Origin of the sequence: Pseudomonas sp. BO3-4, assembly GCF_034044115.1 — a bacterium.
GTDB lineage: Bacteria > Pseudomonadota > Gammaproteobacteria > Pseudomonadales > Pseudomonadaceae > Aquipseudomonas > Aquipseudomonas alloputida.
In genome coordinates, this window is record NZ_CP139018.1 from 4425627 (window position 1) to 4449802 (window position 24176).

Below are 24176 nucleotides of genomic sequence, written 5' to 3' on the forward strand. Positions count from 1 at the left end.
CCTTTTTACTGGAGCACGGCCAACTGGTAGGCCGTGTACTTGCGAATATTGATCACACCGGTGTCGAAGATCAGGTACTGGCCCTTGATGCCCAGCAGCGTGCCCTCGGCCACCGGGTCCTTGTCGAGATTGAAGCTGACAATCTTCTTCGGGTACGCCTCGACCGGGTAGTTCATCTGCACCACTTCGGCGTCCGGCAGCGGCTGGATCGCCTGCAGGCCAAAGCGCCCCTGCAGTTCGCGCAGGCCGTCGGCGCAGGCTTCGAAGACCTGCTCCCGGATGGCCGGCAGGTCGAGCACCTCGGCATCGCCCTTGAGCAGCGCGCGCCAGTTGGTACGGTCCGGCACCTGGCTGCGCAGCACGTCTTCAACCAGGCCCGATTGCTGCCGGGTGGCCACGCGCATGATCGGCAACGCCTGGCTGGCGCCCTGGTCGAGCCAGCGGGTGGGCAGCTGGGTGGCACGGGTGATGCCGACCTTGATCCCCGACGAATTGGCCAGGTAGACGACGTGGTCGGTCATGCAGAACTGCTCGCCCCACGACGGCTCCCGGCAGGTGCCGGCGTCGTAGTGGCATTTTTCCGGGGCCATGATGCACACATCGCACTGGGCCAGCTTGGTCATGCACGGGTAGCAGTAACCCTGGCTGAAGCTGGTCTTGGTGCGCTTGCCGCAATGGCTGCAATGAATGGCGCCGAGGTATTCCAGGCGCAGGCGCTGGCCGATCATGGGGTTGACCGGCACCTGCGTGTCATCCAGGCGGAAGCTGTACTGCACCACCGGTGCCTGCAGGCTCACCGCCATCTTGCTCAACGAGCCACGTGCGAGTTCGATCAATGTACCGAGTCCGACTTGAACAGAATGTTGGCGATGGGCGCGGACTTCGACGCGCATTCCTGAGGGCCCATGTAGCCGGTGCGCTGGTCTTCAGGCAGGTTCTTCATCTCCCAGGCGATGACCGCCTGCAGCGACAGCTCTTTCTGCTCGGCGGTGAGCTTGCGGCCATCGGACCATTTGCCGATTTCCACGGCCAGTTTCAGGCTCTGGTAGATTTCCGGGGTAATGTTTTCAATCATTTGCGCGAAAGTGGACATAGTGTCTCCTGATTCAAGCCGACAGTTTACGCCGGGCCAGCGCCCCACCCAAGAGCCCGGTCAGGCATCCGATGAGCAGCCCGCCGACGTGGGCGGCATTGGCGATCTGGCCAAGGCCGAGCGTGCCGACCACGCCGGTCAGGCATACCACCAGCCAGATCAGCATCATCACCAGCACGCCCTTGGGCAGGTTGAAGTAACGGTCAGGCGCCAGCCACTGGTACAGCCAGATATGCCCGAGCAGGCCGTATAGCACGCCAGACAGACCACCAAACAAGCTCGGCCCACTGGTGTAGTGCTGGGCCAGGTTGGACACCAGGCTGAACAGCAGGGTCAGGCCCAGCAACGCCCACGGGCCCTGGCGCAGTTCGATGCGTTTGCCCAGCTCCCAGTACCACAGGCTGTTCATGGCCAGGTGCAGCACGCCGAAATGCAGCAGCATGGGTGATACCAGGCGCCACCACTGGCCTTCATCCAGGGTTTGCGCCAGCGAGGTGAAGTACAGGTAGTCGCCCTGGACACGGAAGTCGAGGAAGGTGAACCAGCTGATGGTGGTGAAGTTGTCACCAAGCCCCGTAAGGCCGGCGACGATGAAGCACAGCAGCAGGGTGAGGGTGGTGATTTTGCAGGCCTTGGCCTGGGCTGCCAGAGAAGGCTGTGTGGGGGCATTCGCGGGTGAACCCGCCCCTACAGGGTCGGCGCTGGCCGGCAGGTCGGCGTTGCCGTCGGGGTAGCGCTGGTAAAGCTGCAGCACATCTTCGGCCAGGGTGTCGGGGGCCCAGAGGACCTGGGCATCACCCTCCTCGCTGACCCGGTGCGGCACCTGCAGGCGTTGCAACAGGTGGACGAAGCCGCTGAGGTCGACCGACAGCGGCAGGCGCATCACTTCGATTATGTTCATTGGTTGGCCTGTGGGCGGTCGACGTCGACCCAGACGAACTTGTGTGGGTCGATACGGGTTTCATCATCCAGCCGGTAGGCGACCAGCTTGCCGTAGAGCACGGCGCTGTAGTCCAGGCAGGCCAGGTTGGCGCGGATCGGTGCCGGACGGCCGCTGCGCCAGTAATGCCCGACGAACAGCATCGGCTGGTCTTCGTCATAGCGCAGCAAGGCGTTCTTCTGGCTGTGGCTGAGCGGGGTGCTGGCCACTTCCTCGGGCAGGGCATCGGGCTGGAACACGATGTCACCGTAGGTTTTCGGGTCTTCTTCCCAGAACTTGGTGCGGAAGAACGCGCGGGTCAGGCCGTCGCCGCCGGTCAGCGTCAGCCCGTCCGGCAGGCGCATGTCGGTACCGCGCAACAGGCGGTTGCACACTGTGTCGGCAAAACTGCCACTGACCGCCGAGGCCTGGATGAAGTGTTCATCGATGCGGCCGTCGGGGTATTGCTGGCGCAGCGGCTCGATCAGCCGCGGGTCCCAGCAGGCGTGCACCAGACGGAAGCGTCCGGCGTCGATGAACAACGGCAGCTGGTAGAACCAGTTGACGAAATCGTGCCAATCGCCGGGGTGTTGGGCAAACTGGGTCAGGGTTTCGTCGATCAGCCGGGCATGCCGCGGCGTGTGTTCGCGGACATAGGCCTTGCCGCTGCCAGGCAGCGCCGGGGTGACCCAGCCCAGGGCATTGTATTCGTGGTTGCCCATGATGCAGAACGCCTGGCCGGCTTCGACCATGTCGTGGACGATGTGCAGCGCCTCACGAATGCGTGGCCCGCGGTCGACGATGTCGCCAAGGAACAGCGCCTGACGTCGCGGGTGGCGCCACACACCAGCCACGCGCTTGTATCCGAGGGCGTCGAGCAGGCGTTCAAGGGTCAGTGCACAGCCGTGCACGTCGCCGATGATGTCAAAACTTCGCGCCGGATCGAGCATCAGTCGTCACTGCTCCCCAGGCGGCTGCCCCAACCCAGTTTGGTGCGGCAGACCTCGTAGTAATTGTGGTCCAGCGGGTGGATCAGGCGCAGCTTTTGCGGCTTTTTGCTGACCGTGATGGTGTCGCCGGGGGCGCACGTGAAGTGGTTCTGGCCGTCACAGGACACCTGCGGGTAGATCTGCAGGTCCTTGGACACCACGATCTTCAGCTCGCTGTTGCCGTCAACCACGATCGGCCGACCCGACAAGGTGTGCGGGTACATCGGCACGATGACGATGGCATCGAGCTTGGGGTGCATGATCGGGCCACCGGCCGACAGCGCATAGGCGGTGGAGCCGGTGGGGGTGGCGACGATCAGGCCGTCGGCCTTCTGGCTGCAGACGAACTGGCCGTCGATGTAGATCTCGAACTCGATCATGCGCGTGGACTTGCCTGGGTGCAGCACCACGTCGTTCAGCGCATCGCCCTGGCCGATGGCCTCATGGTGGCGACGCACCTCGGCCTGCAGCAGGAAACGGTTTTCTACCAGGTAGTGGCCGTCGAGCACTTCGGCGACCTTCTGTTCCAGCTCGTCGGGGCGGATGTCGGTGAGAAAACCCAGGTTGCCACGGTTGATACCCAGCACCGGAATGTTGTGCCGGGCCAGCGCGCGGGCAGCGCCCAGCAGGCTGCCGTCGCCGCCGACCACGATAACCAGGTCGCAGACCTCGCCCAGCAGCTTGCGGGTGGACGTCTGCAAGCCATGGCCGGGCAGCACTTCGGCAATGGTGTCCTCGAGGATCACGTGCAGGTGGCGATCGAGGAGGAATTTTTTCAGTCGGCGAATGGTGTCGAGCACCTGCGAGCTGCCAAGGCGACCGATGATACCGATATTGCGAAATTGCTCCATGGGGCTCCTGCGAGGCTCTGCGGCGGGTGACGATGCGCCGATTATGGGCGAAACCACCGGGCAGCGGCAAACCGGCTATGCTCGCAGGATGACGCCATTCGCCCAGCTTCACGACCTGCCCCGACAACTGCAGCACTCTACCGTGCGTGACCTGGCATGGGCCCTGTTGTCGCCGCCCCTGCTCAGCGCCCCGCCCTGCCCCCAGCGACACCCGCTGGCGGGCAGCCTGTGGGCGCAGCAGCCACAACGCCTTGAACAATGGTTGCGGGCCCTGGATGCCGATGAGCGACCGTTGCGCGAGTGGCTGGCGCAATTGGGCAGCCGGCGCCTGGGGCATTACTACGAACGCCTGTGGCAATTTGCCCTGGGCCAGGCGCCAGGCATCGAGCTGCTGGCCGCCAACCTGGCGATTCGCGACGGCGGGCGCACCTTGGGTGAGCTCGACGTGGTGTTGCGCGACTGCGACGGCGTGCACCACCTGGAACTGGCGATCAAGCTGTACCTGGGCCCGGAAGGCGCCGGGCACGATCCCCATGCCTGGCTGGGGCCAGGTTGCCATGACCGGCTGGGGACCAAGCTTGCGCACCTGGCGGGGCACCAATTGCCCATGTCCAAGGGGGCGCACAGCCGTCAGGCGCTGGCCCAGCTAGGGGTGGAGCAGGTGCAGGCGCAAATGTGGCTGGGTGGTTACCTGTTCTATCAACGGCCTGGGCATGCCGAGGCGCCGGAGGGCGCCAACCCGCAACATTTGCGTGGGCGCTGGCTTCGTCGGCGGGACTGGGTGATGGCCGAGGGCGAGCGCTGGCAGCCGCTGCAGCGGCATGCCTGGCTGGCACCGGCTAGGGTGGCGTCAGGTGAGTGCTGGCAGGCGGAGCAGTTTGCGGCGTGGCTGCATGTGCTGGAGCGGCAGGCACCGGCGCACTTGCTGGTACGACTGGTGCCTGATGCCGAGGGTGCCTGGCAGGAGGCAGAGCGGGTGTTTCTGGTGGCTGATGACTGGCCGTATCTGCCCGGTAACTGATGTCGCCTGTTCCGGCCCCTTCGCGGGCCCGCCCGCTCCCACAGGGACTGCACGGCTTCAAAGACTGTGCAGTCCCTGTGGGAGCGGGCGGGCCCGCGAAGAGGCCGGTGGCTGGCAACACAATTTTCACAGACCCAGCGCAAAGATTCGTTTCTGGCAACCATTACAATGGTGCCTGAGCGCCAGCAAGAGCGCCTTTCCGACCTGATGACGAGGACCGATCATGGTTTCATCCAACCCCGCGACCCATTACGCGCGCCTGTCCATCGCCCTGCATTGGCTGATGCTGGTGCTGCTGGCCGCTGTCTATGCACTCATCGAACTGCGTGGCCTGTTCCCCAAGGACAGCGTCGAACGCAACCTGATGAAGGACCTGCACTTCATGCTCGGGCTCAGCGTGTTCGTGCTGGTCTGGCTGCGTCTGGCCATGCGCCTGAGCCGCCCGACGCCGCCCATCGTGCCAAAACCACCGGCCTGGCAGACTGGCCTGGCGCACCTGATGCACCTGGCACTGTACCTGATGATGATCGGCCTGCCGCTGGCCGGCTGGCTGATCCTCAGCGCCGCCGACAAACCGGTGCCGTTCTTTGGCCTGGAGCTGCCACATCTGATCGGCCCGAACCCGGACCAGGCCAAGTTCATTAAAGGCTGGCATGAGCGTATTGGCAGCTGGGGCTACTGGCTGATCGGCCTGCATGCACTGGCCGGGCTTTACCATCACTATGTGCAGCGCGACAACACGCTGTTGCGCATGCTGCCTTACAAGTAACCGCGTCGCCCCTGCAGGCCGCCTGTGTGCACGAAGATCAGGCGGCTGCCGGGCTTGAACAGCCCGGCAGCGACCTGATCACGCAAGGCCAGCAGAGCCTTGCCGGTATAGAGGGCTTCGAGCGGCACGTCAGTGTGCTGCTCGCAGTCGGCGATGAACGTCAGTAGCGCATCGTCGAATTTTCCGAAACCGCCACGGCAGGCGTCGTGTAGCTGGTAGCCGTGCGTGCCGGCCAGTGCTGCCACCGTCTCCGGCACCCCATGATCCCTGGGTACGGCCAAGGCGCCGTGCACGGCATGCGCCCCTGCCTCCGCCATTACCAGGCCGGCCAAGGTAGTCCCCGTTCCGGCAGCCAACCACCAGGCGTCGTAGTCTGACCACCCCAAGGCCGAGATTTGCGCGCGCGCCTGCTGCATGATCAGCGCGCAGCCCTGCGCACCGGCCAGCCCGCCGCCCCCTTCGGGGATGCAGTGCCAGCCTGGATAGCGCACCTGCCAGGAAGCCCAAAAGCCTGGCTCGTTGCGCGCACGGTAGCCGCCGTAGCCTAGCCAATGCAGTTCCATGCCCAGCGCCTGCAGGTCACGCACGGTTGGCGTGTCCTGGGCATGGCCGCGTAACAGGCCGACGGTGGCGAAGCCGAAACGCTTGCCGGCAGCGGCCAAGGCGTGCAGGTGGTTGGAATGGTTGCCGCCAAGGCTGATCAGGCCTGGAGCATGGCTGGCGCCGGCCTGTTGCAGGTGGTGGCGTAGCTTGAACCACTTGTTGCCGCTGATCAGCGGGTCGATCAGGTCCAGGCGCAGAATGGCGGCCTGGACCTGGGCTTGTTCCAGCCAGGGCAAGTTCAGAAATTGCAGCGGTGCTGGGGGGAGGTCGAATACATGCATGGATCGCAGTTTACAGGGTAATCCCGCAAGCGCTTGTAATCGATGACTCGCCCCGCCGAGGCATCACAGTGCCAGGGTGGCTCGACACAGGCATCGATGCCCCGGCACAGGCCGTCGTAGGAGCGGGTTCACCCGCGAACACCGGCAAAGCCGGTGCCATCCACCGCGTCACCTGTTTCGCGGGCATGCCCGCTCCCACACGTGCAGGTGACGGGTTCACGCAGCCCCGACGACCTCAGAGCTCAGCCGCCAACCGCGAGCCTTGGTTGATCGCCCGCTTGGCATCCAGCTCGGCCGCCACATCCGCGCCACCAATCAGGTGCACCGACTGCCCCGCCGCCGCCAGCCCTTCCTGCAGCTCGCGCAGCGGATCTTGCCCGGCACAGATCACCACGTTATCCACCGCCAGCACCTGCGGCTCGCCGCCGTCCACACGAATGTGCAGGCCGGCATCGTCGATAGCCAGATACTCGACGCTGTTGAGCATCTGCACCCCCTTGTTCTTCAACCCGGTGCGGTGAATCCAGCCGGTCGTCTTGCCGAGCCCGTCACCCACCTTGGATTTCTTGCGCTGCAACAGGTACACCTGCCGCGCCGGGGCATGCGGCTCGGCCTTGATCCCGGCCACACCACCTCGCGCCTGAAGGTGGGTATCGATGCCCCACTCTTTCCAGAATGCCGCTCGGTCCTGGCTGGTGGCCACGCCCTCATGTACCAGGTACTCGGACACATCGAAGCCGATACCTCCCGCGCCAATCACGGCCACCGACTTGCCCACAGGCTTGCGCTCGAGCAGCACGTCCAGGTAGCTGAGCACCTTGGCGTGCTCCACGCCCGCAATGGCCGGGGTACGCGGGGCGATGCCGGTAGCCAGGATGATTTCATCAAAGCCGCCGCCCACCAGTGCCTGCACATCCACACGGGTATTCAGGCGCAGGTCGACGCCCGTGCTTTTGACCTTGTTGCGGAAGTAACGCAGCGTTTCGAAGAATTCTTCCTTGCCCGGCACCCGCTTGGCCACGTTGAACTGGCCACCGATCTCGCTGGCGGCGTCAAACAGGGTCACCCCGTGGCCCCGCTCGGCCGCCACGGTGGCCGCGGCCAGGCCAGCCGGGCCGGCGCCGACCACGGCAATGCGCTTCACCGTACGTACAGGCAAGTAGTTGAGTTCGGTCTCGTGGCAGGCACGCGGGTTGACCAGGCAGCTGGTCAGTTTGCCGCCGAAGGTGTGGTCCAGGCAGGCCTGGTTGCAGCCGATGCAGGTGTTGATTTCATCCGCGCGACCGGCAGCGGCCTTGTTGACGAAGTCCGGGTCGGCGAGAAACGGTCGGGCCATCGAGACCATGTCCGCATCGCCCTCGGCCAGCACCGCCTCGGCCACCTCCGGGGTGTTGATGCGGTTGGTGGTGATCAGCGGAATGCTCACCACGCCCCGCAACTTGGCGGTGACTTTGCTGAAGGCCGCACGCGGCACTTTGGTGGCGATGGTCGGAATACGCGCCTCGTGCCAACCGATTCCGGTGTTGATCAAGGTAGCGCCGGCCTGCTCGATGGCCTTGGCCAGCAGCTCGATCTCGTCCCAGGTGCTGCCACCCTCGACCAGGTCGAGCATCGACAGGCGGAAGATGATGATGAAGTTCGGCCCTACCGCGCCACGCACCCGGCTGACGATTTCCACTGCCAGGCGCATGCGGTTTTCATAACTGCCGCCCCAGCGGTCGGTGCGGTGGTTGGTGTGGGCGGCCAGGAACTGGTTGATGAAGTAGCCTTCCGAACCCATGATCTCGACACCGTCGTAACCGGCACGCTGGGCCAGCACGGCACAATTGACGAAGTCGGCAATCTGCTTCTCGATACCCTCCTCGTCCAGCGCCTTGGGCTTGAACGGGTTGATCGGCGCCTGAATCGCGCTAGGTGCCACCTGGCGTGGGCTGTAGGCGTAGCGCCCGGCATGCAGGATCTGCAGGCAGATCTTGCCACCGGCAGCGTGCACCGCCTCGGTGACGATGCGGTGCTTGTCGGCCTCTTCCTCGGTGCTGAGCTTTGCCGCACCGGAATACACCCCGCCTTCATCATTGGGCGCAATGCCGCCCGTGACCATCAGGCCAACGCCGCCCCGGGCGCGCTCGGCAAAGTACGCGGCCATGCGCTCGAAGCCGCCGGGGCGCTCTTCGAGGCCGGTGTGCATCGAGCCCATCAGGGTGCGATTGCGCAAGGTGGTAAAGCCCAGGTCCAGCGGGGCAAGCAGGTGCGGGTAGCGGTCGGCGGCCATGGAAAGGTCCCCTGATGGCGTGATCACGGATTGCGGGCACCTCACTGGGTGGCGGGCCCCGTCGTTTGTCTGTCAGCGACATTAAACAGCCGTTTGAAAGGGCTCAATGATCGAAACTGACAAGTTATTGATCCTGGCGCACAGCGAGACTGCTGAGGGCTGACGCATAGGCCCGACCGGTATCAATACCCCTACGCTGCCCCCCTTTACTTGCTTGCGGGGCATGGGGGAGCCTCTTTGCATGCCCGTTCCACCTTGCAACTCATCCCATCGATCGAATCTTTGCGATGTCCTTGCTTGGAGGGGCTCCGAACATCCGGCTGTATTCTCGGCTGAACTGTGACGGGCTCTCATAGCCCACCGTGAACCCGGCCGTGGAAACATCCAGCCCTTCTGAAATCATCAACCTTCGTGCGTGCTGCAGGCGCAGTTGTTTCTGGTACTGCAACGGGCTCATCGCGGTGATTGCCTTGAATCGGTGGTGAAGCGTGGAATTACTCAAATTGACATAGCTCGCCAACTCATCGATGTGCAGCGGCTGCGCATAGTTGTTGTTCAACCATTCGATAGCTCTTGTCACCCGGTGGGTCTGGCTGTCGTTGATGGCTATCTCATGTAATCGCTGGCCCTGCTGGCCTTTGAGCAACCGGTAGAATATTTCCCTGAGGGCCAGCGGAGCCAATGCCGGGATATCGGAGGGCACATCCAACAGACGTACCAGTCGCAACATGGCATCAAGCAATGGGGTATCAATCCTGTCCAGATAGAGGCCGCGACGAGATGGCTGGCTGGGTACGCCGATCGGGCTGACGTCGGCAATCAGCTGAGCGATTTCTGCCGGGTCGATATCCAGGCGAATGCAGAAGTAGGGCCTCTCTGGAGAGGCCTCGGTCACTTGCCCAGCCAGAGGCAGTGTCACAGAGACAACCAGATAGTTCAGTTGATCGTAGGTATAGCTTTCATCCCACAACTGGATCTGTTTCCGGCCCTGTACAATTATGCACAATCCCGGTTTATGAACCGTATGGATGACGTCTGTTGGCGTGTCGCTGCGTATGAAATGCAACGGATCAATCGCCGTTTGATAGACGCCGTATGTCGGAGCAAAACGTTGCATCGCTGATGCCAGTTCGGCCCTGAGGCGTGTCAGCTCATCGTCCAGATCACTCACTACCGTTACCTCCCCGTTCGGCTGTCCCGATTGCAGAGGATAGGTGGGTTCGCATCCATTTGGGTAGATGCCGAATGGATCATTTGATCTGCCAAAAGCCCGGTTTTTCCGGGCTTTTGGCGCAGCCCAGGCACATCAGGCATTGATGACTCGGTCCGAACCGTCCTCGGCTACACGCCGGTCGTTGAGTCGGTCTGCACCGTCCTCGGCAACCCGACGGCCATTGAGTCGGTCTGCACCGTCCTCGACCAGGATTGGTGAACACAGGTATTTGCAAGGTTTAGGGGTCCAGTTGCCTTGCTCTTTGGCTGGAAGCGCCATCGAACTTGCGCTCAGAACAGTTAAGGCGACTCCAATCATCATTTTGTTAACATTTTTCATGACAGCGACTCCGAAATTAGCGATGGATTCGTTGCCGGTTGTCAGTGCAAAGCGTGACGTTGATGCCTGTATGCTTCCAGGCTTGGTCGCTCTGATGGCCGGCAGCAGCAGTGGTTCGCTTGCTGCTTGGGCTCAGATTAAGGCGGCGGTAATGAACCCGTTATGGGTTTCCTGCGATGATTTTGCACATTCCTGCGGCGAGGCATCTCGGGGACGAGGCTTCAGCCAGGAGCAGGCATCCCTTTTCTAGGCTTTTCATAAAAAGCCTAATACAGTTAACCGCTGTTCAACGATTGACATCCAGGACACGTTTGCCGCGGGTATGCCCCCCTGAGCTCAGCGTTATAGCGTCGGTCACCTTGGAAAGTGGCATCACCTCAACCTCGACGCGCAACTTCTCCTCAGCAATCAATTGCGCGATCTGTGCTAACTGGCGCCCATCCGAACGGGTAGCGAAATGTTTGCCGACAGCGTCGTGTTCACGCGCCTTCTGCGGGTCGGGTGGGCTGACGGTAGACACAAGTACACCTCCTCGTTTGACAATCGTCCAGGAACGGTCTTGCGTTTCTCCTCCTACCAGGTCGAGAACAACATCGATCTCTTCAGCCACGTCTTCGAACCGTTGCGCGGTATAGTCAATGACCTGCTGCGCCCCGAGTGAATACAGGTAGTCTCGGTTGCCGGCCGAGGCCGTTGTCACTACATAAGCACCGGCCAGGCGAGCCAACTGTACGGCGAAACTTCCTACGCCTCCCGCAGCCCCGTGAATCAACACTGTTTGACCCGACTGTAGGTTGGCGTGTTCATGCAGTGCTTGCCAGGCGGTAAGCGCTGCAGCAGGAATGCCACTGGCGTGGAGGAGCGGCAGGCCGGCGGGCTTATGCGCAAGCCTGTCGGCGGCTGCCACGGCCTGAGTCGCGTAGCCACCGACTATGCCTATGAAACCGAATACCTCATCCCCCACAACAAACCCTTGGACATTTTTGCCAACCGCTGCAACGGTACCGGCAACCTCGACCCCCGGCGTATAGGGCAAAGACAATGGGATGAATTGCTTCATTGCCCCTGAGAGGATCTTCCAGTCAATCGGGTTGACTCCACTCCCCGCGACATTGATTAAAACCTGGTCGTCATTGGGCACCAAATCTGGGACATCTTTGAGTTCCAACCCCTGAACCTGACCGTACTGTGCCACTTGGATAGCTTTCATAGTTTTTCCCATTGGTAAGGTGATGATGCCCCAGATGCTCTGTGCCGCTGCACTTCGACTACTGACGACGGGCGTCCAAGCTGAAGCGGCCTGCACCAAAAAAGCCACGGTCTGCAGCAAGCCACCGGCCATCGCGATGTTCTTGAAGAAATGGATGAACTGGGCCTGGTCGGCCAGCGCGCTGTGGAAAATCGCTGCGGTGAGAACACTGAACAACGCCAGTACGACTGCAGCAGTTCGGGTGAGAGTGTGGCTCCATACGCCTTTGCTTAATAGCCAGTTAGTTTCGGCATTTATGTTCGAATAAATAGAAAAGTTGTATCCGGTTCGTGCAGCCCTCAGACAGTCCAGGATCGGGCAAAGGGCTGACATAAGTCGCAGATCAATCATGCAGGATCGTGCATGACCGTCGCAGGAATCACATAACGCTGTTTCCCCCAGGATTCTTACTCTTGCCTTAACACCTGCCGTTCAGCAGGTGCCTCTGAAACCAGGAACAGGAGTGAGAAAAATGCACGGCATCGAACACAAAGTCATCGTGATTACAGGCGCCAGCAGTGGTATCGGCGAAGCCACAGCCCGCCTGCTCGCCAGCAAAGGCGCTCGCGTCGTTCTGGGGGCCCGCCGTACCGACCGCCTTGAAGCCCTGGCCGATGACATTCGTTCAGCAGGCGGTACCGCTGATGTGCTGGCACTGGACGTCACCAGCCTGGACGACATGCAGTCCTTCATCGATTTCGCTGTCGAATTGCATGGTCGCGTCGACGTACTCATCAACAATGCCGGCGTAATGCCACTCTCGAAACTGGAAGCGTTGAAGGTCAATGAGTGGAACCGGATGATCGACGTGAACATTCGCGGCGTACTACACGGTATTGCTGCAACGCTGCCGCTCATGCAACAGCAGCGTGCTGGCCAGATCATCAATATCGCCTCAATTGGTGCCTACGCCGTGAGCCCTACCGCTGCGGTGTACTGCGCCACCAAATATGCCGTCCGGGCAATTTCCGAAGGTCTGCGTCAAGAGGTCGGGGGTGATATTCGAGTCACGGTGATTGCACCAGGCGTTACCGAATCGGAGCTGGCCGACAGCATTTCGGATGAAGGCGGACGCACGGAGATGAGGGAGTTCCGCAAGATCGCGATTCCCGCTGCGGCCATTGCCCGTGCGATTGCCTACGCGGTCGAGCAGCCAGCGGATGTCGACGTCAGCGAGCTGATCGTGCGTCCAACCGCGAGTCCATTCTGATGCTCTATTGACGATAGCGAGGAACAGAGATGGGCAAGCCATATGGAAACCAGAACACATACGTTGGCATGTGGGTGACGGCTGACGGTCGGATCCGCCATGAACTCTTGCCCGGGGGCCGCTACGACGAAGCACGCGGTCGGCAAGCAAGTGCTTACCAGGGCCGCTATTGGTTGGAGGGTGATCACATCGAGTATGTCGATGACACTGGATTTACCGCTGATGGTGAGTTTCGCAACAATGTGTTGTACCACGCCGGGATGGTTTTATACCCCGAACGTTGAAGCGCAAGCCGGAATGGAGACATTCCGGCTTTGTCGTGACTCTGAACCCTGAAAGCCCTGCCGTTGCGTCCAGAGTGTGTTCTCACTGCCGTGACCAGATCAGGTGAAATACACCGCGCGCTGTCCGCCTTGAACCTGTACCTGACCGTACGGCACCCAGGAAGCGAGGCAGCTTTTATCCTGCGTACTCGCCAAGAAAGAGGGAGGACACTATGACCCTGGATGTGACAGAGCGGACTTCTGCCCATGGTTTGGAGGCACACATCCGGGGCAAGCGAATTGCCGCTTCGGACGTGCTGGCCGACCGGGACATCTTGGTGCAGATTTTCAACCGGGAACGTGAGGAAGGTAACTTCATCGTCCCAGCGGTGGCCGAACCCTTGCTGGTCTGGATCATTTCGGGAAACGCTGCCGTACAGGAACGTGAGCTTGGGGGCCAATGGGAAACCAGCGAAGTTGCTAAAGGCGATTTCTTTTTGACCACTTCGGCGCAACCGTATGAGATGCGTTGGAACGTCTCCAGCGCAGACGACTTTGAAGTCATGCACATCTATCTCGGTGTCCCGCTCCTGGAAAAAGCCATCCATGAAATACTGGGCGGGCCTGTCGAGGCCGTTCGCCTGCGGGAAGTGTCAGGCGGGCGTGACGAAGGACTGTCGGTACTGCTGGAGCATGTTCGGCAGGAACTCATGGGACGTGGCGCGAGCCCGCTGTATTTGCAGGGTCTGGCCCAATGCATCGCCGTCTACCTTGCCCGCAATTACCTGGATAGCTCAGCGGACGATCGCCCACGCCGCAACGCTCTCCCTGCGTACAAGTTTCGGCGCGTGCTGGCGGCCATGGAAGCCGATCTGGCAAGGGACTTCAATTTAAGGCAGTTGGCCGAGGTTGCCGGGATGAGTGAATGCCACTTCAGCCGAATGTTCAAAAAAGCCGCCGGATATTCACCCTTGCAGTTCTTCATCAGGTTGAGGATGGCTCGGGCCCGGCAGCTTCTCCTCGAGACCGATCAGAGCATCATCGATGTAGGCCTGGAGGTTGGGTATAGCAGTCACAGCCATTTCTCACAGGTGTTCAAACGCGAGGTGGGCGTAACGCCCACGCAATACCGCCAATAGGGGAACATGATGCCGTATAGAAGCTCGGCGAACGCATCGGTTTTTGTTACCGACCGCCCAGTGTGCCTTCAAAATCCCTCCAGCCGAACAGCCAGGGGCTCAGCGAAGCGGCAACCGTGCAGCGGCGTTGCGTAAGCGCGAGCGACACCTTAACTGGCCAACGCAGGAATCGGCGCATTCAGTGCAACGGCAGCCCGGACCGGGTCGAAGTACTCACGGATAAAGGCAAGCTTGCCGTCCTTGACACGCACGAAGAGCACATACTCCTGTTCATAGATGCGCCGGGCGTCAGGTTCGACTTTTTCGAATGGTCAGGAGGATCGGGCCTGAGCCTTAAACCGTTCGATCAGCCATTTCGAGGCCGGGCCGGGAGGCGTGTCGGTGCGGTAAATAACATCGAACGCGTAATCGCCGCCAAAGCAGTCGGGCAGTTCGACTTGCACGAGGCGTCCGGTGGCCAGGTCATCGCGAACCATGTCTATCGGCATGTTGCCCCAGCCGATGCCTTCGCGAAGCAGCATGTGCTTGGCGCCCAAATCCGCCAGGCGCCACGTGCGTGTGCCGACCACCGCGAATTCCTGATCTTCAGTGAGCCGTGAGCGATCTGTCAGGACCAGTTGGACATGTGCGCGACCTGAGCCCGGCGGGTGTGGGCCCGGTTGCGCCAACGGGTGGTCAGGCGCGGCCACCGGAACCAGCGCCACCTTACCTACGCCGATACGTTCAATGCCATCAATGCTTGTGGACAGAGGGCCACTCACACCCAACGTGGCGCCACGGTCGAGCACCCGTTGGGTCACTGCGCCAAGCGCCTCTATATGCAGGTGTAGGGATACGGTTGGAAACGTTACTCGGAAGGCTTTCAGCGCATCGACCATACGCTCGCGAGGCAACATTACGTCAAGCACGAGATGCACTTCGGCTTCCAGGCCATGCAGCAAACCGCGAACCTTGGCGCGCAGCCCGTCAATGCTGCTGTAGATGGTGCGCGCCTCGGCCAGCACTGTCCGGCCGGCGTCGGTCAATTGCGGCTTACGGGTGGTTTTGCGATCAAAAAGGCTGACGCCCAGCTGCAGTTCCAGGTTGGCAATGGAGTAGCTCACCACTGAAGTGGCGCGATGCAACTTGCGCGCTGCTCCAGCAAAACTGCCGACATCGACTACTGCAAGAAATACCCGCAGTTGATCGAGCGTTGGGGTACCCGGGTCTGAAATCATTGCTCTTCTCTCGAACGTTCCGGCTCATATTATCTGAGGTTTGCAGGTAAGCCAGCGGGGCAAAGCCCCGATGAGCCAGGTGCCCCTGTGTTTACTCCGCTCCTGGATGGCGGGGTTGGCTGCGATTCAAAGCATGATTTGCGCTTACGGACCGAGGGACTGCATATCGGCGCAAAATCCCGACAGCCTCGGCAAGCTTACGAAAGCCTCTCTCTGCGCGTTGCGCGACAGTAAAGCCGTCCCTTACGGGCTAGAGCCGGCGAATGTCTCCTCGGCTCACAACGCAGGAGAGCATCATGACTACTATCACGCCCAACATTCCCCATGAAGTCGAAGGCAAAGTCGCGCTGGTCACCGGCGCCGCCAGTGGCATCGGCAAGGCAATTGCGCTTTTGCTGCATGCACGTGGCGCCAAGGTCGTTGCCGAAGATATCGACCCTGCCGTAGAAGACCTCGCACGTCCAGGGCTGGTCCCACTGGTGGCGGACATCAGCGAAGATGGCGCTGCAGAACGTGCCGTCGGCCTTGCCGTCGAGCGGTTCGGCCGGCTGGACATTTTGGTGAATAACGCCGGGATCATCATCAACAAACTGGTCATCGACATGACCCGCGAAGACTGGGAGCGCATCCAGGCGGTTAATACCACCGCGGCCTTTCTGCATTGCCGCGAGGCAGTCAAGGCAATGATGCCTAACAAGTCCGGCGCAATCGTCAATATCGCCTCCTATGCCGCCTACTTCGCCTTTCCAACCATCGCGGCGTACACCGCCTCCAAGGGTGCGCTGGCACAGCTGACCCGTACGCTGGCACTCGAAGCCATCGAGTACGGTATACGTGTCAATGCCATCGGCGTCGGCGACGTGGTCACCAACATCCTCAATGACGTGGTCGAAGATGGTCCGGGCTTTCTTGCCAAGCACGGCGAAGCGGCCCCCATCGGCCGTGCCGCACAGCCGGAAGAAATTGCCGAGCTCGTCGCGTTTCTCGCGTCCGAACGGGCCAGCTTCATGGTCGGTTCGGTTGTCATGGCCGACGGCGGCATGACCGTGACCGCCGGTTGATCGGTCTATCACCCATAAAGGAGCCCATAGCATGCTCACAAAGCTCGCGTTCTTCACCGCACGCCCCGGGCAAAGCGGTGCCCTCGGCCAGCGCCTGTTGGCGCTGGTCGGCCCCACACGGCAGGAGCCTGGCTGCGTCCGTTACGACATCTACCAATCGGGCGACTCGGTCGAGGGTTGGCTCGTTTACGAGGACTGGCACTCGTCCGAGGCCTTTGACGGACATCTGCAGACACCTTATGTGCAGGCCTTCATGACCGAACTCGACACGTTCTGCAGCGAGGTCCCCGAGGTCCATACGTTCGAGCGGCGCGCCTAGACGATCAAGCACTGAACCCGACCACTTGCAGGAGGACCCTCCCATGAGTACACAGAACACCTGGCTGGTAACCGGCTGTTCCACCGGTTTTGGCCGCCACATTGCAGCCCATTTGCTCAAGCAAGGCGAGCGCGTGGTTGTCACCGCACGCAAGACCGAACAGGTGCAGGATCTCGCCAGCCTCGGCCAATCGCTGGTACTGCCACTGGATGTAACCGATGCCGAACAGGCCAAGGCCGTGGTGGCTGAAGCTGAACGCGTATTCGGCAGGGTGGATGTACTGATCAACAACGCCGGTATCGGTTACTTCGCCGCTGTCGAGGAAACAGACCCGCAGGCGGCGCGCCGCCTGTTCGACGTTAATTTCTTCGGCACCTCCCATATGATCCAGGCAGTGCTGCCCGGCATGCGCCAGCGGCGTCAGGGCATGATCGTGAACCTGACCTCCATAGGTGGGCTCGCGGGCTTCCCCGCAGTGGGCTACTACTGCGCGAGCAAGTTCGCTGTCGAGGGGTTATCGGAAACCTTGCGTGCTGAGCTTGAGCCCCTGGGGATCGGTGTCATGACGGTCGAGCCCAGCGCATTTCGCACCGAATGGGCAGGCTCATCGGGTGAAGTGTCGGAACCGATAGCGGATTACGAGGTTACCGCAGGTAAGGCGCGCCGTGCCTACCACGCTTCGGTCGGCAAGCAGGAGGGGGACCCGGCCCGTGCAGCTGCGGCAATTCATACTGCGGTTACTTCGCCTCAGCCACCACACCGCCTGCTGCTGGGCAACAGAGCATTCGATGTGGCGATGGCCAAGCTGTCCGCCATGCGTACGGAGTTCAGCGTCTGGGAAGCCACCGCTCGCGGCGTCGATTTTCCAGCGTCCCAGGGTTGAGAACCAGCGGCTCGCTTCCCGAGCCGCCATCCAAACGAACTGGCGGATTGCCTGTACGGCAATTCATGTTGTGTTGAGCGCTGAAGCTGAAGATGTTCTCCAAAGCGCGAGCGAGCGGCTGCCCGCCCTCAAGGTGAGGTCAGGATCACCACGTAATGGCCTTGGGTCAGCGGCTCGCCGCGCCCGTCGACCAGCCTGTAGGCCTGGTCGACCGTGGCCCCCTGATCGACGCGTACCGCCAGCGCCGGCAGTGCCTGGCCGTCCACGCCCTCAATGCCGATGACGCTGTCACGCGCCAGCGCCGGACAGTCATCCATGCGCCAACCGGCACTGCCCACGGTAGTCGTGCAGGACGGCTCGACGATGCTGCCAGTGAACTGCAGCATGCCCGAGGCGACGACGGCGCCTGCCTGGGCCTGACCGACCAGGGCCAGACTCATTGCAACACTCAATGCGAATCGCTTGCCGCTCATGGTTTCCACTCCCCGATACCCACGTTTGAGCCTATCGGATGAGCAGGGACCGGGCCGTCTGCGCGCGTGAGGCAGTTCACAAAGCAGGCATTTAAACCACGCGGCAATTTAAGAAACGTCTCAAAGCCGGGGGCGGCCCAGCTGTCTAGGATGCCCAGGTCCTTCCCAGTCACCCTCACCGGAGCCCTGCCCTGACCATGTCGCGCTTGCTTCATACCCTCTCGCGCCCAGCCATGGCGGCGCTGGTCCTGATGGGCCTGGCGTCCGGTGCCTGGGGCCAGCTCAAAGTCGAGGGCACACGCCTCATTTACCCAGGCTCGAACAAGGAAGCAAGCATCAGCGTGGTCAATCGCAGCGACCTCGACACAGTCATGCAAAGCTGGGTCAGCAGTACCGACGAACGCGCCGATGCGCCCTTCGCCATCGTCCAACCGTTGGCATTGATACCGCCCAACGGCCGGCACATGCTGCGGGTGCTGTACGCCGGCAAGGGGCTGCCCGAGGACAGGGAGTCACTGTTCTGGCTGAACATCCTCGAGATCCCGCGCAAACCCGAACAGGCCAATACCCTGCAATTCGCCGTTCGCCAGCGCCTGAAGCTGTTCTACCGCCCTGCCGGCCTGCCAGGCTCGGCCAGCGAGGCGGTCGAGGGCCTGGCATGGCGCGCACGTCAGCCTGGCCTGATCGAAGTCAGCAACCCGAGTGCCTTTCATGTTTCGCTGGTCAACCTCCAGCTCGACAGCCCCGGGCAGTCGCGCCAGCTTGCGGACTACGTCCTCCTGCGCCCGGGGGCATCGCTCACCCTCGAGGCGCCCTCGCCCCTGCCCGCGCAAAGTCGCGTGGCGTTCAGCGAACTCACCGATATCGGCCTGCAGAAGCGCCACCACATCGCGCTGCCGTGAACACACCGCCACAGGATACTTACTCATGAACCTGATCCGGAAACACTTGCTTGGCCTGCTTTTCGTCGCCGCCAGCTGCCCCGCCACCAGCTATGCGCTGTCCTGCAAGCTGGACCCGTCCATGGCGACGGTATTCAAGGAGGCACTGGGCACTGCACTGGCGGTACCGGCCGACGCGCCCGACGGCACGATCATCTGGGAGTCGGCACCACACTCGCTTCCGGTCATCTGCGCCGACGACTATGAAACCGGCATCAAGGAAGATGTCTATTTCTATGTCAACCCGGCCAAAGCCAGTATAGGCAAGGGCATACGGGTCGGGATTCGCTACGGCTCGCAGAAAATCACTCAGACTTCGGGCGCCGTCACCACTGGCTACAACTCGTTTCATGGTTGCGACTGGGCGAACTGTACAGGCTGGTACAAGGCCCGCTTCACCCTGAATTTTACGGTGTTCATCGAAAAGTACGGCGCAACGCCAACCAACGGACAAGCCAGCACGCTCAGCGAATACCGGGTATTCCAGCTGGACGGCGGGTACATGCTCAACCCCAAACCCGACAGCAACCTCAACTATGTCGTCACCGGCATGAACAACATCCGCTTCGTGCCTTGCTCTCCCGAGTTGACCATCTTGCCTTCGGTGGTCAATTTCCGCCGTGCCCTGGCCAGCTCGGCACAGGTCGGCCAGGTCGCCAGCTCGGCCAGCTTCAGCCTCGACCTGACCAGATCCTGCGACACGCCCTACACCGTCAGCGCCCGCTTCACCCCGGTCGCTGGCAGCGCCAGCATCATCGACAAGCTGCTGGTGCCCGCCAACAACACCTCCGTCGGCATCGCCCTGACCCAGCAGGACAGCAACCAGCCGGTGCCTTTCGCCACCTGGTTCAAGCTGGCCGACCTGGCTGCGCCGGGCGTGATCCACAACCCGTTCCGCGCCGACCTGATCTGGCGCTCGGCGCCCATTTCCGGTCCGTTCGAAGCCACGGCGCTGGTCGACCTGTACTACCAGTAAAACCTTCGGCCAGGCGGCCTTTAAGGATCGTCTGATGTCCAGTTGCCAGCGGCCTGCCTACATTTGCGGGATGCGACTCAAAGCCTACCTGCAACAGATCAACCCCCTGCTCTCCAACCCCGAGGCAGCACGCCGCCTGCTTCGGCTGCTGGCAATCGTGCTATCGGCCGGCATTCTCGGCGCGGCCTACAATTTCCTGTCCTTTACCTTCAACACCGATATCGCTCGGCGCCATGGTGCCATGAGCAGCGCGATCGCCGAGGCCCATACCTTCTTCACCAACCGCGAGGCGCTGCTGGAGAGCCTGAGCCTGGCAGCCGTGCGTCAAACGGCGCCGGGTGTCGACTGGCTGCCCCTGGCACCGGGCGAGGAAGTGCACCTGCAACTGGGCAGCCAGCCAGGCAAGCGCTGGAGCCTGTGGCTGACCCAGCGTATGTGTGCCTACCTCAAGGCCCGACAGGTCAACCTGCTGTATGTCGACACAGCGGCGCAGGCCCCCATGCGCTGGCTGTACAACGCTGACGCCCAGGCCTCGCTGCCTTCATCTGCCCTGCTGGAGCAGCTGCTGGCTGCTGGGCAGCGGGGCACGGCCCCTCGGGAACTGTGGCTGGCCGACCAGGGTGCCCAAGGTTCGCGCCTGTTCATCTTCCTGCGCCTGGACGCACGCGACCCGGGCTCTGGCTGGCTGGGCCTGGAGATCGACAGCCATGCAGTGTCGCCGTCGCTCGAGGATGCCAGCGCGGGTAAGTTCATGATGTTCAATGCCGACGGCATGCTGGTGTTCAGCAACACCCCAGGCCCGGCGCTGGACCGTTCGCTGCACCATCCCGTGGGTAACAACTTCTTCGGCTTCGCCGGCCAGGGGCTCCTGCCAGAGTACCTGGTCATCAGCAAGCCGTTGATGTCCTCGGACTGGCAACTGGTTTACGCGATCGACCTGTCCGCGATCCTCGCCGGTCTGTGGCAGCAGCTGCTGGGTGCCTTGCTGTTCTGCGTGCTCAGCATCACCTTGATTCGGGTGTTGATCCAGCGGTTCGACCAGCGCTTGTTCACCCCCACGGTTGAACGCATCCGCGCGCTGGTGGAAAGCGAGATGTTCAGCCGCGACGTCATCGAAACCGCACCTGTCGCCCTGTGCGTGTTGCGCCGCAGCGATGGCCAGGTGGTGCTGGAGAACCACCTGGCCCAGCAGTGGCTGGGCCAGGACCCGGCACGCGGTGCGCGTAGCGCGCAATGGATCGAGCAGGCTTTCGAGCGACACGAAGGCCAGTGCAGCGACTATTTCGAGAGCGCCGAAGGGCGCCACCTGTACCTGAGCTGCTCGCCAACCCGCTACAAGGGCGAGCCGGTGCTGCTTTGCGCGTTCAGCGACATCAGCGCACGCAAGCAGATCGAGGCCGCGCTGGACGACGCCCGGCGCGCGGCCGACACCGCCAACGAAGCAAAAACCCAGTTCCTGGCGACCATGAGCCACGAAATCCGCACACCGCTGTACGGCGTGTTGGGGACCCTGGAGCTGCTGTCGCGCACCGTGCTCGACGCCCAGCAGCGCGATTACCTGCGGGCAATCGAAGGCTCCTCGTCAACCTTGCTGCAGTTGATCTGCGACGTGCTGGACGTGTCCAAGATCGAGGCCGGTCAGCTGGCCCTCGAACTCAGCGAGTTCAGTGCCCCGGACCTGGTCCGCGAGGTGGTCCAGGGCTACAGCGCGGCAGCCAGGAGCAAGGGGCTGCAGCTCTACAGCTGCCTGGACCCACGCCTGCCGGAACACCTGATCGGCGACGTCAACCGGATCCGCCAGATCCTCAACAACCTGCTGAGCAATGCGGTCAAGTTCACCGATTGCGGCCGCGTGGTGCTGCGGGCCAGGCTGCTCAACCGCGACGGCGAACGCTCCTGCCTGTTGTGGCAGGTCTCGGACACGGGCAAGGGCATCGCCGAACAGGACCAGCCGTTCATCTTCGAGCCTTTCTACCAGACCGAAGGCCATAGCCAGGTCATCCCCGGCACCGGGCTCGGCCTGCCGATCTGCCAGCGCCTGACGCAATTGATGAACGGCCAGCTGCGCCTGGTCAGCGAGCTGGGCCTGGGCAGCAGCTTCAGCCTGACCCTACCCCTGGAAGTGGCGTCAGGCCGCACCAGCGCCCCGTTCAACCTGCTGGGCGAACGCATTCACGTGGTATCGCCCGTACACGAACTGGCTGAAGCCATCAGTGGTTGGCTCTGCCGCTGGGGGGCGCGTGCGCAGGTCGGCGCGCCGGCGCCAGGCAGCGCCCTGCCCGGCGAACTGCTGGTCGAGCTGCATCCCGGCACTGTCGAACGCTGGCTGGTCGCCGAATGGCCCGGCCCGCGAATCCAGGCCAGCGCCCAGGACTGCTGGGAGGCGCGGCACGAGGCCGGTCACTGGCAGGTCAACCTCAACGACCTGGGCGCCCTGCACCATGCTGTCGGCCAGGCCCAGGGCCTGCGCCGTCCCAGGGACCCCGCCGCGCCGGCCCCCTTGACCGAGCCGCTCGGGCTGCACGTGCTGGTTGCCGAGGACAATGTCATCAACCAGTTGATCCTGCGCGACCAGCTCGAGGAGCTCGGCTGCAGCGTGACCTTGGTCAACGATGGCGAGCAGGCCTTGCAAACCTGGCAGCGCGAGCATTTCGACCTGCTGCTGACCGACGTCAACATGCCCGGCACGAACGGCTACGAACTGACCCGGGCCCTGCGCCAGTTGGGCTGCACACGCCCCATCGTCGGCGCCACTGCCAATGCCCTGCGCGGCGAGGAAGAACTGTGCCTGGCCGCCGGCATGGATCGCTGCCTGATCAAGCCCTTCAACCTGCAAGTCCTGTTCAACTGCCTGGCCCCGTATCGAGGTAGCCCTTGAAGACCTTTAACATCCTGATCGTCGAAGACCACCCCTTCCAGCATATGTACCTGCAACACTTGTTCAGCGAGCTTGGCAGCTTCAACCTGGAAGCGGCCCGGGATGGCCAGGAAGCGCTGGAGCGCCTGCGCCAGCGTGACTTCGACCTGGTGCTGACCGACCTGCTGATGCCCGGCATGGACGGTGTGCAATTCATCCAGCACCTTGCCGGCCTGCGCCACAAGCCAGGCCTGGCGATCATGAGCGTGGCCTCGCGGCGCATGCTCATGGCGGCGAGCCTGGTGGCCAAGAACCTCGGCGTGGACGTGCTCGGGCTGATCTCCAAGCCGGTCGAACCCGCCGCGCTGCGCAGCCTGATCGACCAATTGCAGTTGCACCATCAGGCACCGGCCCAGGCGGTACCGGCCACGCCCGAGTTCGATCGCCAGACCTTGGTCGATGCCTTGAACAACCGAGCTTTTCAGGCCTGGTTCCAACCCAAGAAGTCCTTGCACAATGGTCGCATCGTCGCGGCAGAGGCCTTGGTGCGCTGGATGCACCCGGAGCAAGGGGTGTTGCTGCCAGGCACCTTCCTGCCAACGATCAATGCCTTTGGCCTGGAGGAAAGGCTGCTGTGGGTGATGCTCAAGCAAGCCATGGATGCCCAGGCGCGCTGGCGCGAACGGGGCTATGACATCCCGGTCTCGATCAACCTGCCGACCCACCTGCTGAATAGCCATGACCTGGCCGACCGGCTGCTGGAATTCGTCCTGCACCACCAAGGCGTGCCCGGCAAGCTGTGCTTCGAGCTGATGGAATGTTCCATTCCCGAAGAGCTGAGCAACTTCTATGCAGGCGCCTGCCGCTTGCGCATGAAAGGTTTCGGCCTGTCCCAGGACGACTTCGGCAAAGGCTACAGCTCGTACATGAGCCTGGTCTCGACGCCCTTCACCGAACTGAAGATAGACCGGGCGCTGGTGCAGCGTTGCGATGAAAGCGAGACCCTGGCCTCGGCCTTGGCCAGCATCGTTGCCCTGGGTCGCAAGCTCGGGCTCACCGTGGTCGCCGAAGGGGTCGAGACGCCTCAGGAGCTCGAAATGCTGCGCAAGGTCGACTGCAACCAGGTGCAGGGCTTTTTGATCGCCCATGCCGTGTCGGCGGAACAGTTCCAGCGCCTGCTGCACAACGACGGTCCCCCGTCAGCCTACTGACCGGCTGTAACCCACAGCGCCGGCCGG

24 protein-coding genes are annotated in these 24176 nt (G+C 62.3%); 12 read left to right on the forward strand and 12 right to left on the reverse strand.

What is annotated here, in order from left to right; genetic code table 11:
- Positions 1-5: 5 nt before the first annotated feature.
- From REH59_RS20395 to REH59_RS20415, 5 genes are read right to left on the reverse strand one after another with little or no spacing between them, the layout of a single operon-like run.
- Positions 6-836 carry a DUF2797 domain-containing protein gene (locus REH59_RS20395; RefSeq protein ID WP_003247225.1) on the reverse strand — a complete coding sequence of 277 codons (831 nt, stop codon included), beginning with the start codon at positions 834-836 and terminating at the stop codon, positions 6-8.
- On the reverse strand, positions 833-1093 hold the full coding sequence (locus REH59_RS20400; protein ID WP_003247224.1) for a YeaC family protein: 261 nt from the start codon (positions 1091-1093) through the stop codon (positions 833-835). The genes REH59_RS20395 and REH59_RS20400 overlap by 4 nt, the downstream gene beginning before the upstream one ends.
- Positions 1094-1106: 13 nt before the next feature.
- A complete protein-coding gene (locus REH59_RS20405) occupies positions 1107-1994 on the reverse strand; it encodes a rhomboid family intramembrane serine protease (RefSeq protein WP_004577424.1) in 888 nt (295 codons plus the stop codon).
- A complete protein-coding gene (locus REH59_RS20410; protein WP_010953024.1) occupies positions 1991-2962 on the reverse strand; it encodes a metallophosphoesterase in 972 nt (323 codons plus the stop codon). The genes REH59_RS20405 and REH59_RS20410 overlap by 4 nt, the downstream gene beginning before the upstream one ends.
- Positions 2962-3852 carry an NAD(+) kinase gene (locus REH59_RS20415; RefSeq protein WP_003247220.1) on the reverse strand — a complete coding sequence of 297 codons (891 nt, stop codon included), beginning with the start codon at positions 3850-3852 and terminating at the stop codon, positions 2962-2964. The genes REH59_RS20410 and REH59_RS20415 overlap by 1 nt, the downstream gene beginning before the upstream one ends.
- Here REH59_RS20415 and REH59_RS20420 point away from each other — a divergent pair.
- Both REH59_RS20420 and REH59_RS20425 read left to right on the forward strand, forming a co-directional pair.
- Positions 3851-4873: a DUF1853 family protein gene (locus REH59_RS20420; protein ID WP_128573750.1), complete on the forward strand. Its 1023-nt coding sequence runs from the start codon at positions 3851-3853 to the stop codon at positions 4871-4873. The two genes, REH59_RS20415 and REH59_RS20420, sit on opposite strands and share 2 nt — an antisense overlap.
- A gap of 223 nt (positions 4874-5096) precedes the next feature.
- The gene (locus REH59_RS20425) at positions 5097-5642 is read left to right on the forward strand and encodes a cytochrome b (RefSeq protein WP_003247218.1); all 546 of its coding nucleotides are present in this window, start codon (positions 5097-5099) and stop codon (positions 5640-5642) included.
- Here REH59_RS20425 and REH59_RS20430 read toward each other — a convergent pair.
- From REH59_RS20430 to REH59_RS20450, 5 genes are all read right to left on the reverse strand, one after another.
- On the reverse strand, positions 5633-6526 hold the full coding sequence (locus REH59_RS20430; RefSeq protein ID WP_014859539.1) for a 1-aminocyclopropane-1-carboxylate deaminase/D-cysteine desulfhydrase: 894 nt from the start codon (positions 6524-6526) through the stop codon (positions 5633-5635). The two genes, REH59_RS20425 and REH59_RS20430, sit on opposite strands and share 10 nt — an antisense overlap.
- A 235-nt stretch (positions 6527-6761) precedes the next feature.
- Positions 6762-8798, reverse strand: coding sequence for an NADPH-dependent 2,4-dienoyl-CoA reductase (locus tag REH59_RS20435; protein ID WP_014859538.1), 2037 nt, complete (start codon positions 8796-8798; stop codon positions 6762-6764).
- 262 nt (positions 8799-9060) lie between these two features.
- The gene (locus REH59_RS20440; RefSeq protein ID WP_014754024.1) at positions 9061-9969 is read right to left on the reverse strand and encodes an AraC family transcriptional regulator; all 909 of its coding nucleotides are present in this window, start codon (positions 9967-9969) and stop codon (positions 9061-9063) included.
- Between the two features lie 135 nt (positions 9970-10104).
- The gene (locus REH59_RS20445; RefSeq protein WP_128573584.1) at positions 10105-10350 is read right to left on the reverse strand and encodes a hypothetical protein; all 246 of its coding nucleotides are present in this window, start codon (positions 10348-10350) and stop codon (positions 10105-10107) included.
- 286 nt (positions 10351-10636) lie between these two features.
- Positions 10637-11560 (reverse strand): NADP-dependent oxidoreductase, encoded by a 924-nt coding sequence (locus REH59_RS20450; protein WP_128573908.1) that lies wholly within the window; start codon positions 11558-11560, stop codon positions 10637-10639.
- Positions 11561-12071: 511 nt separating this feature from the next.
- Between REH59_RS20450 and REH59_RS20455 the strand changes: the two genes are divergently transcribed.
- The 3 genes from REH59_RS20455 (at position 12072) to REH59_RS20465 (ending at position 14211) form a co-directional block, all read left to right on the forward strand.
- Positions 12072-12809 (forward strand): SDR family oxidoreductase, encoded by a 738-nt coding sequence (locus tag REH59_RS20455; protein WP_012053248.1) that lies wholly within the window; start codon positions 12072-12074, stop codon positions 12807-12809.
- Between the two features lie 29 nt (positions 12810-12838).
- Entirely contained in the window at positions 12839-13093 is a 255-nt protein-coding gene (locus REH59_RS20460) for an Atu4866 domain-containing protein (protein ID WP_014754027.1), read from the forward strand.
- A gap of 212 nt (positions 13094-13305) precedes the next feature.
- Positions 13306-14211, forward strand: a complete 906-nt coding sequence (locus REH59_RS20465) for a helix-turn-helix domain-containing protein (RefSeq protein WP_014859535.1) — start codon at positions 13306-13308, stop codon at positions 14209-14211.
- A gap of 311 nt (positions 14212-14522) precedes the next feature.
- On the opposite strand, the gene REH59_RS20470 is transcribed toward REH59_RS20465, so the two are convergent.
- Complete coding sequence (locus tag REH59_RS20470) at positions 14523-15428, reverse strand: LysR family transcriptional regulator (protein ID WP_014859534.1); 906 nt, start codon at positions 15426-15428, stop codon at positions 14523-14525.
- 296 nt (positions 15429-15724) lie between these two features.
- On the opposite strand from REH59_RS20470, the gene REH59_RS20475 reads away from it, so the two are divergent.
- The 3 genes from REH59_RS20475 to REH59_RS20485 are packed head-to-tail and all read left to right on the forward strand — an operon-like array spanning position 15725 to position 17691.
- A complete protein-coding gene (locus REH59_RS20475) occupies positions 15725-16489 on the forward strand; it encodes an SDR family NAD(P)-dependent oxidoreductase (RefSeq protein WP_014859533.1) in 765 nt (254 codons plus the stop codon).
- A gap of 31 nt (positions 16490-16520) precedes the next feature.
- Positions 16521-16808: a putative quinol monooxygenase gene (locus REH59_RS20480; RefSeq protein ID WP_014859532.1), complete on the forward strand. Its 288-nt coding sequence runs from the start codon at positions 16521-16523 to the stop codon at positions 16806-16808.
- 43 nt (positions 16809-16851) lie between these two features.
- Complete coding sequence (locus REH59_RS20485) at positions 16852-17691, forward strand: oxidoreductase (RefSeq protein ID WP_014859531.1); 840 nt, start codon at positions 16852-16854, stop codon at positions 17689-17691.
- A 128-nt stretch (positions 17692-17819) separates the two neighbouring features.
- Here the strand turns inward: REH59_RS20485 and REH59_RS20490 are convergent, their stop codons facing one another.
- The gene (locus REH59_RS20490; protein WP_029611775.1) at positions 17820-18164 is read right to left on the reverse strand and encodes a hypothetical protein; all 345 of its coding nucleotides are present in this window, start codon (positions 18162-18164) and stop codon (positions 17820-17822) included.
- Positions 18165-18361: 197 nt separating this feature from the next.
- Here REH59_RS20490 and REH59_RS20495 point away from each other — a divergent pair, with 197 nt between their 5' ends.
- The 4 genes from REH59_RS20495 to REH59_RS20510 all read left to right on the forward strand — a co-directional run bounded on the left by REH59_RS20495 (position 18362) and on the right by REH59_RS20510 (position 24149).
- Positions 18362-19066, forward strand: coding sequence for a fimbrial biogenesis chaperone (locus REH59_RS20495; RefSeq protein ID WP_014859530.1), 705 nt, complete (start codon positions 18362-18364; stop codon positions 19064-19066).
- Positions 19067-19091: 25 nt separating this feature from the next.
- Positions 19092-20081 (forward strand): fimbrial protein, encoded by a 990-nt coding sequence (locus tag REH59_RS20500; RefSeq protein ID WP_014859529.1) that lies wholly within the window; start codon positions 19092-19094, stop codon positions 20079-20081.
- 70 nt (positions 20082-20151) lie between these two features.
- Positions 20152-22959, forward strand: a complete 2808-nt coding sequence (locus tag REH59_RS20505; RefSeq protein ID WP_014859528.1) for an ATP-binding protein — start codon at positions 20152-20154, stop codon at positions 22957-22959.
- Positions 22956-24149 (forward strand): EAL domain-containing response regulator, encoded by a 1194-nt coding sequence (locus REH59_RS20510; protein ID WP_320450346.1) that lies wholly within the window; start codon positions 22956-22958, stop codon positions 24147-24149. The genes REH59_RS20505 and REH59_RS20510 overlap by 4 nt, the downstream gene beginning before the upstream one ends.
- The last annotated feature ends 27 nt before the right edge of the window (positions 24150-24176 follow it).

Bases quoted from the DNA above. Each gene is read 5' to 3' on its own strand.
- REH59_RS20500 (WP_014859529.1), top strand. From the start codon at position 19,092: ATGAACCTGATCCGGAAACACTTGCTTGGCCTGCTTTTCGTCGCCGCC.
- REH59_RS20460 (WP_014754027.1), top strand. From the start codon at position 12,839: ATGGGCAAGCCATATGGAAACCAGAACACATACGTTGGCATGTGGGTG.
- REH59_RS20475 (WP_014859533.1), top strand. From the start codon at position 15,725: ATGACTACTATCACGCCCAACATTCCCCATGAAGTCGAAGGCAAAGTC.
- REH59_RS20435 (WP_014859538.1), bottom strand. From the start codon at position 8,798: ATGGCCGCCGACCGCTACCCGCACCTGCTTGCCCCGCTGGACCTGGGC.
- REH59_RS20490 (WP_029611775.1), bottom strand. From the start codon at position 18,164: ATGAGCGGCAAGCGATTCGCATTGAGTGTTGCAATGAGTCTGGCCCTG.
- REH59_RS20455 (WP_012053248.1), top strand. From the start codon at position 12,072: ATGCACGGCATCGAACACAAAGTCATCGTGATTACAGGCGCCAGCAGT.
- REH59_RS20430 (WP_014859539.1), bottom strand. From the start codon at position 6,526: ATGCATGTATTCGACCTCCCCCCAGCACCGCTGCAATTTCTGAACTTG.
- REH59_RS20425 (WP_003247218.1), top strand. From the start codon at position 5,097: ATGGTTTCATCCAACCCCGCGACCCATTACGCGCGCCTGTCCATCGCC.
- REH59_RS20405 (WP_004577424.1), bottom strand. From the start codon at position 1,994: ATGAACATAATCGAAGTGATGCGCCTGCCGCTGTCGGTCGACCTCAGC.
- REH59_RS20485 (WP_014859531.1), top strand. From the start codon at position 16,852: ATGAGTACACAGAACACCTGGCTGGTAACCGGCTGTTCCACCGGTTTT.
- REH59_RS20445 (WP_128573584.1), bottom strand. From the start codon at position 10,350: ATGAAAAATGTTAACAAAATGATGATTGGAGTCGCCTTAACTGTTCTG.
- REH59_RS20505 (WP_014859528.1), top strand. From the start codon at position 20,152: ATGCGACTCAAAGCCTACCTGCAACAGATCAACCCCCTGCTCTCCAAC.
- REH59_RS20480 (WP_014859532.1), top strand. From the start codon at position 16,521: ATGCTCACAAAGCTCGCGTTCTTCACCGCACGCCCCGGGCAAAGCGGT.
- REH59_RS20420 (WP_128573750.1), top strand. From the start codon at position 3,851: ATGGGGCTCCTGCGAGGCTCTGCGGCGGGTGACGATGCGCCGATTATG.
- REH59_RS20495 (WP_014859530.1), top strand. From the start codon at position 18,362: ATGTCGCGCTTGCTTCATACCCTCTCGCGCCCAGCCATGGCGGCGCTG.
- REH59_RS20400 (WP_003247224.1), bottom strand. From the start codon at position 1,093: ATGTCCACTTTCGCGCAAATGATTGAAAACATTACCCCGGAAATCTAC.
- REH59_RS20470 (WP_014859534.1), bottom strand. From the start codon at position 15,428: ATGATTTCAGACCCGGGTACCCCAACGCTCGATCAACTGCGGGTATTT.
- REH59_RS20465 (WP_014859535.1), top strand. From the start codon at position 13,306: ATGACCCTGGATGTGACAGAGCGGACTTCTGCCCATGGTTTGGAGGCA.
- REH59_RS20415 (WP_003247220.1), bottom strand. From the start codon at position 3,852: ATGGAGCAATTTCGCAATATCGGTATCATCGGTCGCCTTGGCAGCTCG.
- REH59_RS20450 (WP_128573908.1), bottom strand. From the start codon at position 11,560: ATGAAAGCTATCCAAGTGGCACAGTACGGTCAGGTTCAGGGGTTGGAA.
- REH59_RS20410 (WP_010953024.1), bottom strand. From the start codon at position 2,962: ATGCTCGATCCGGCGCGAAGTTTTGACATCATCGGCGACGTGCACGGC.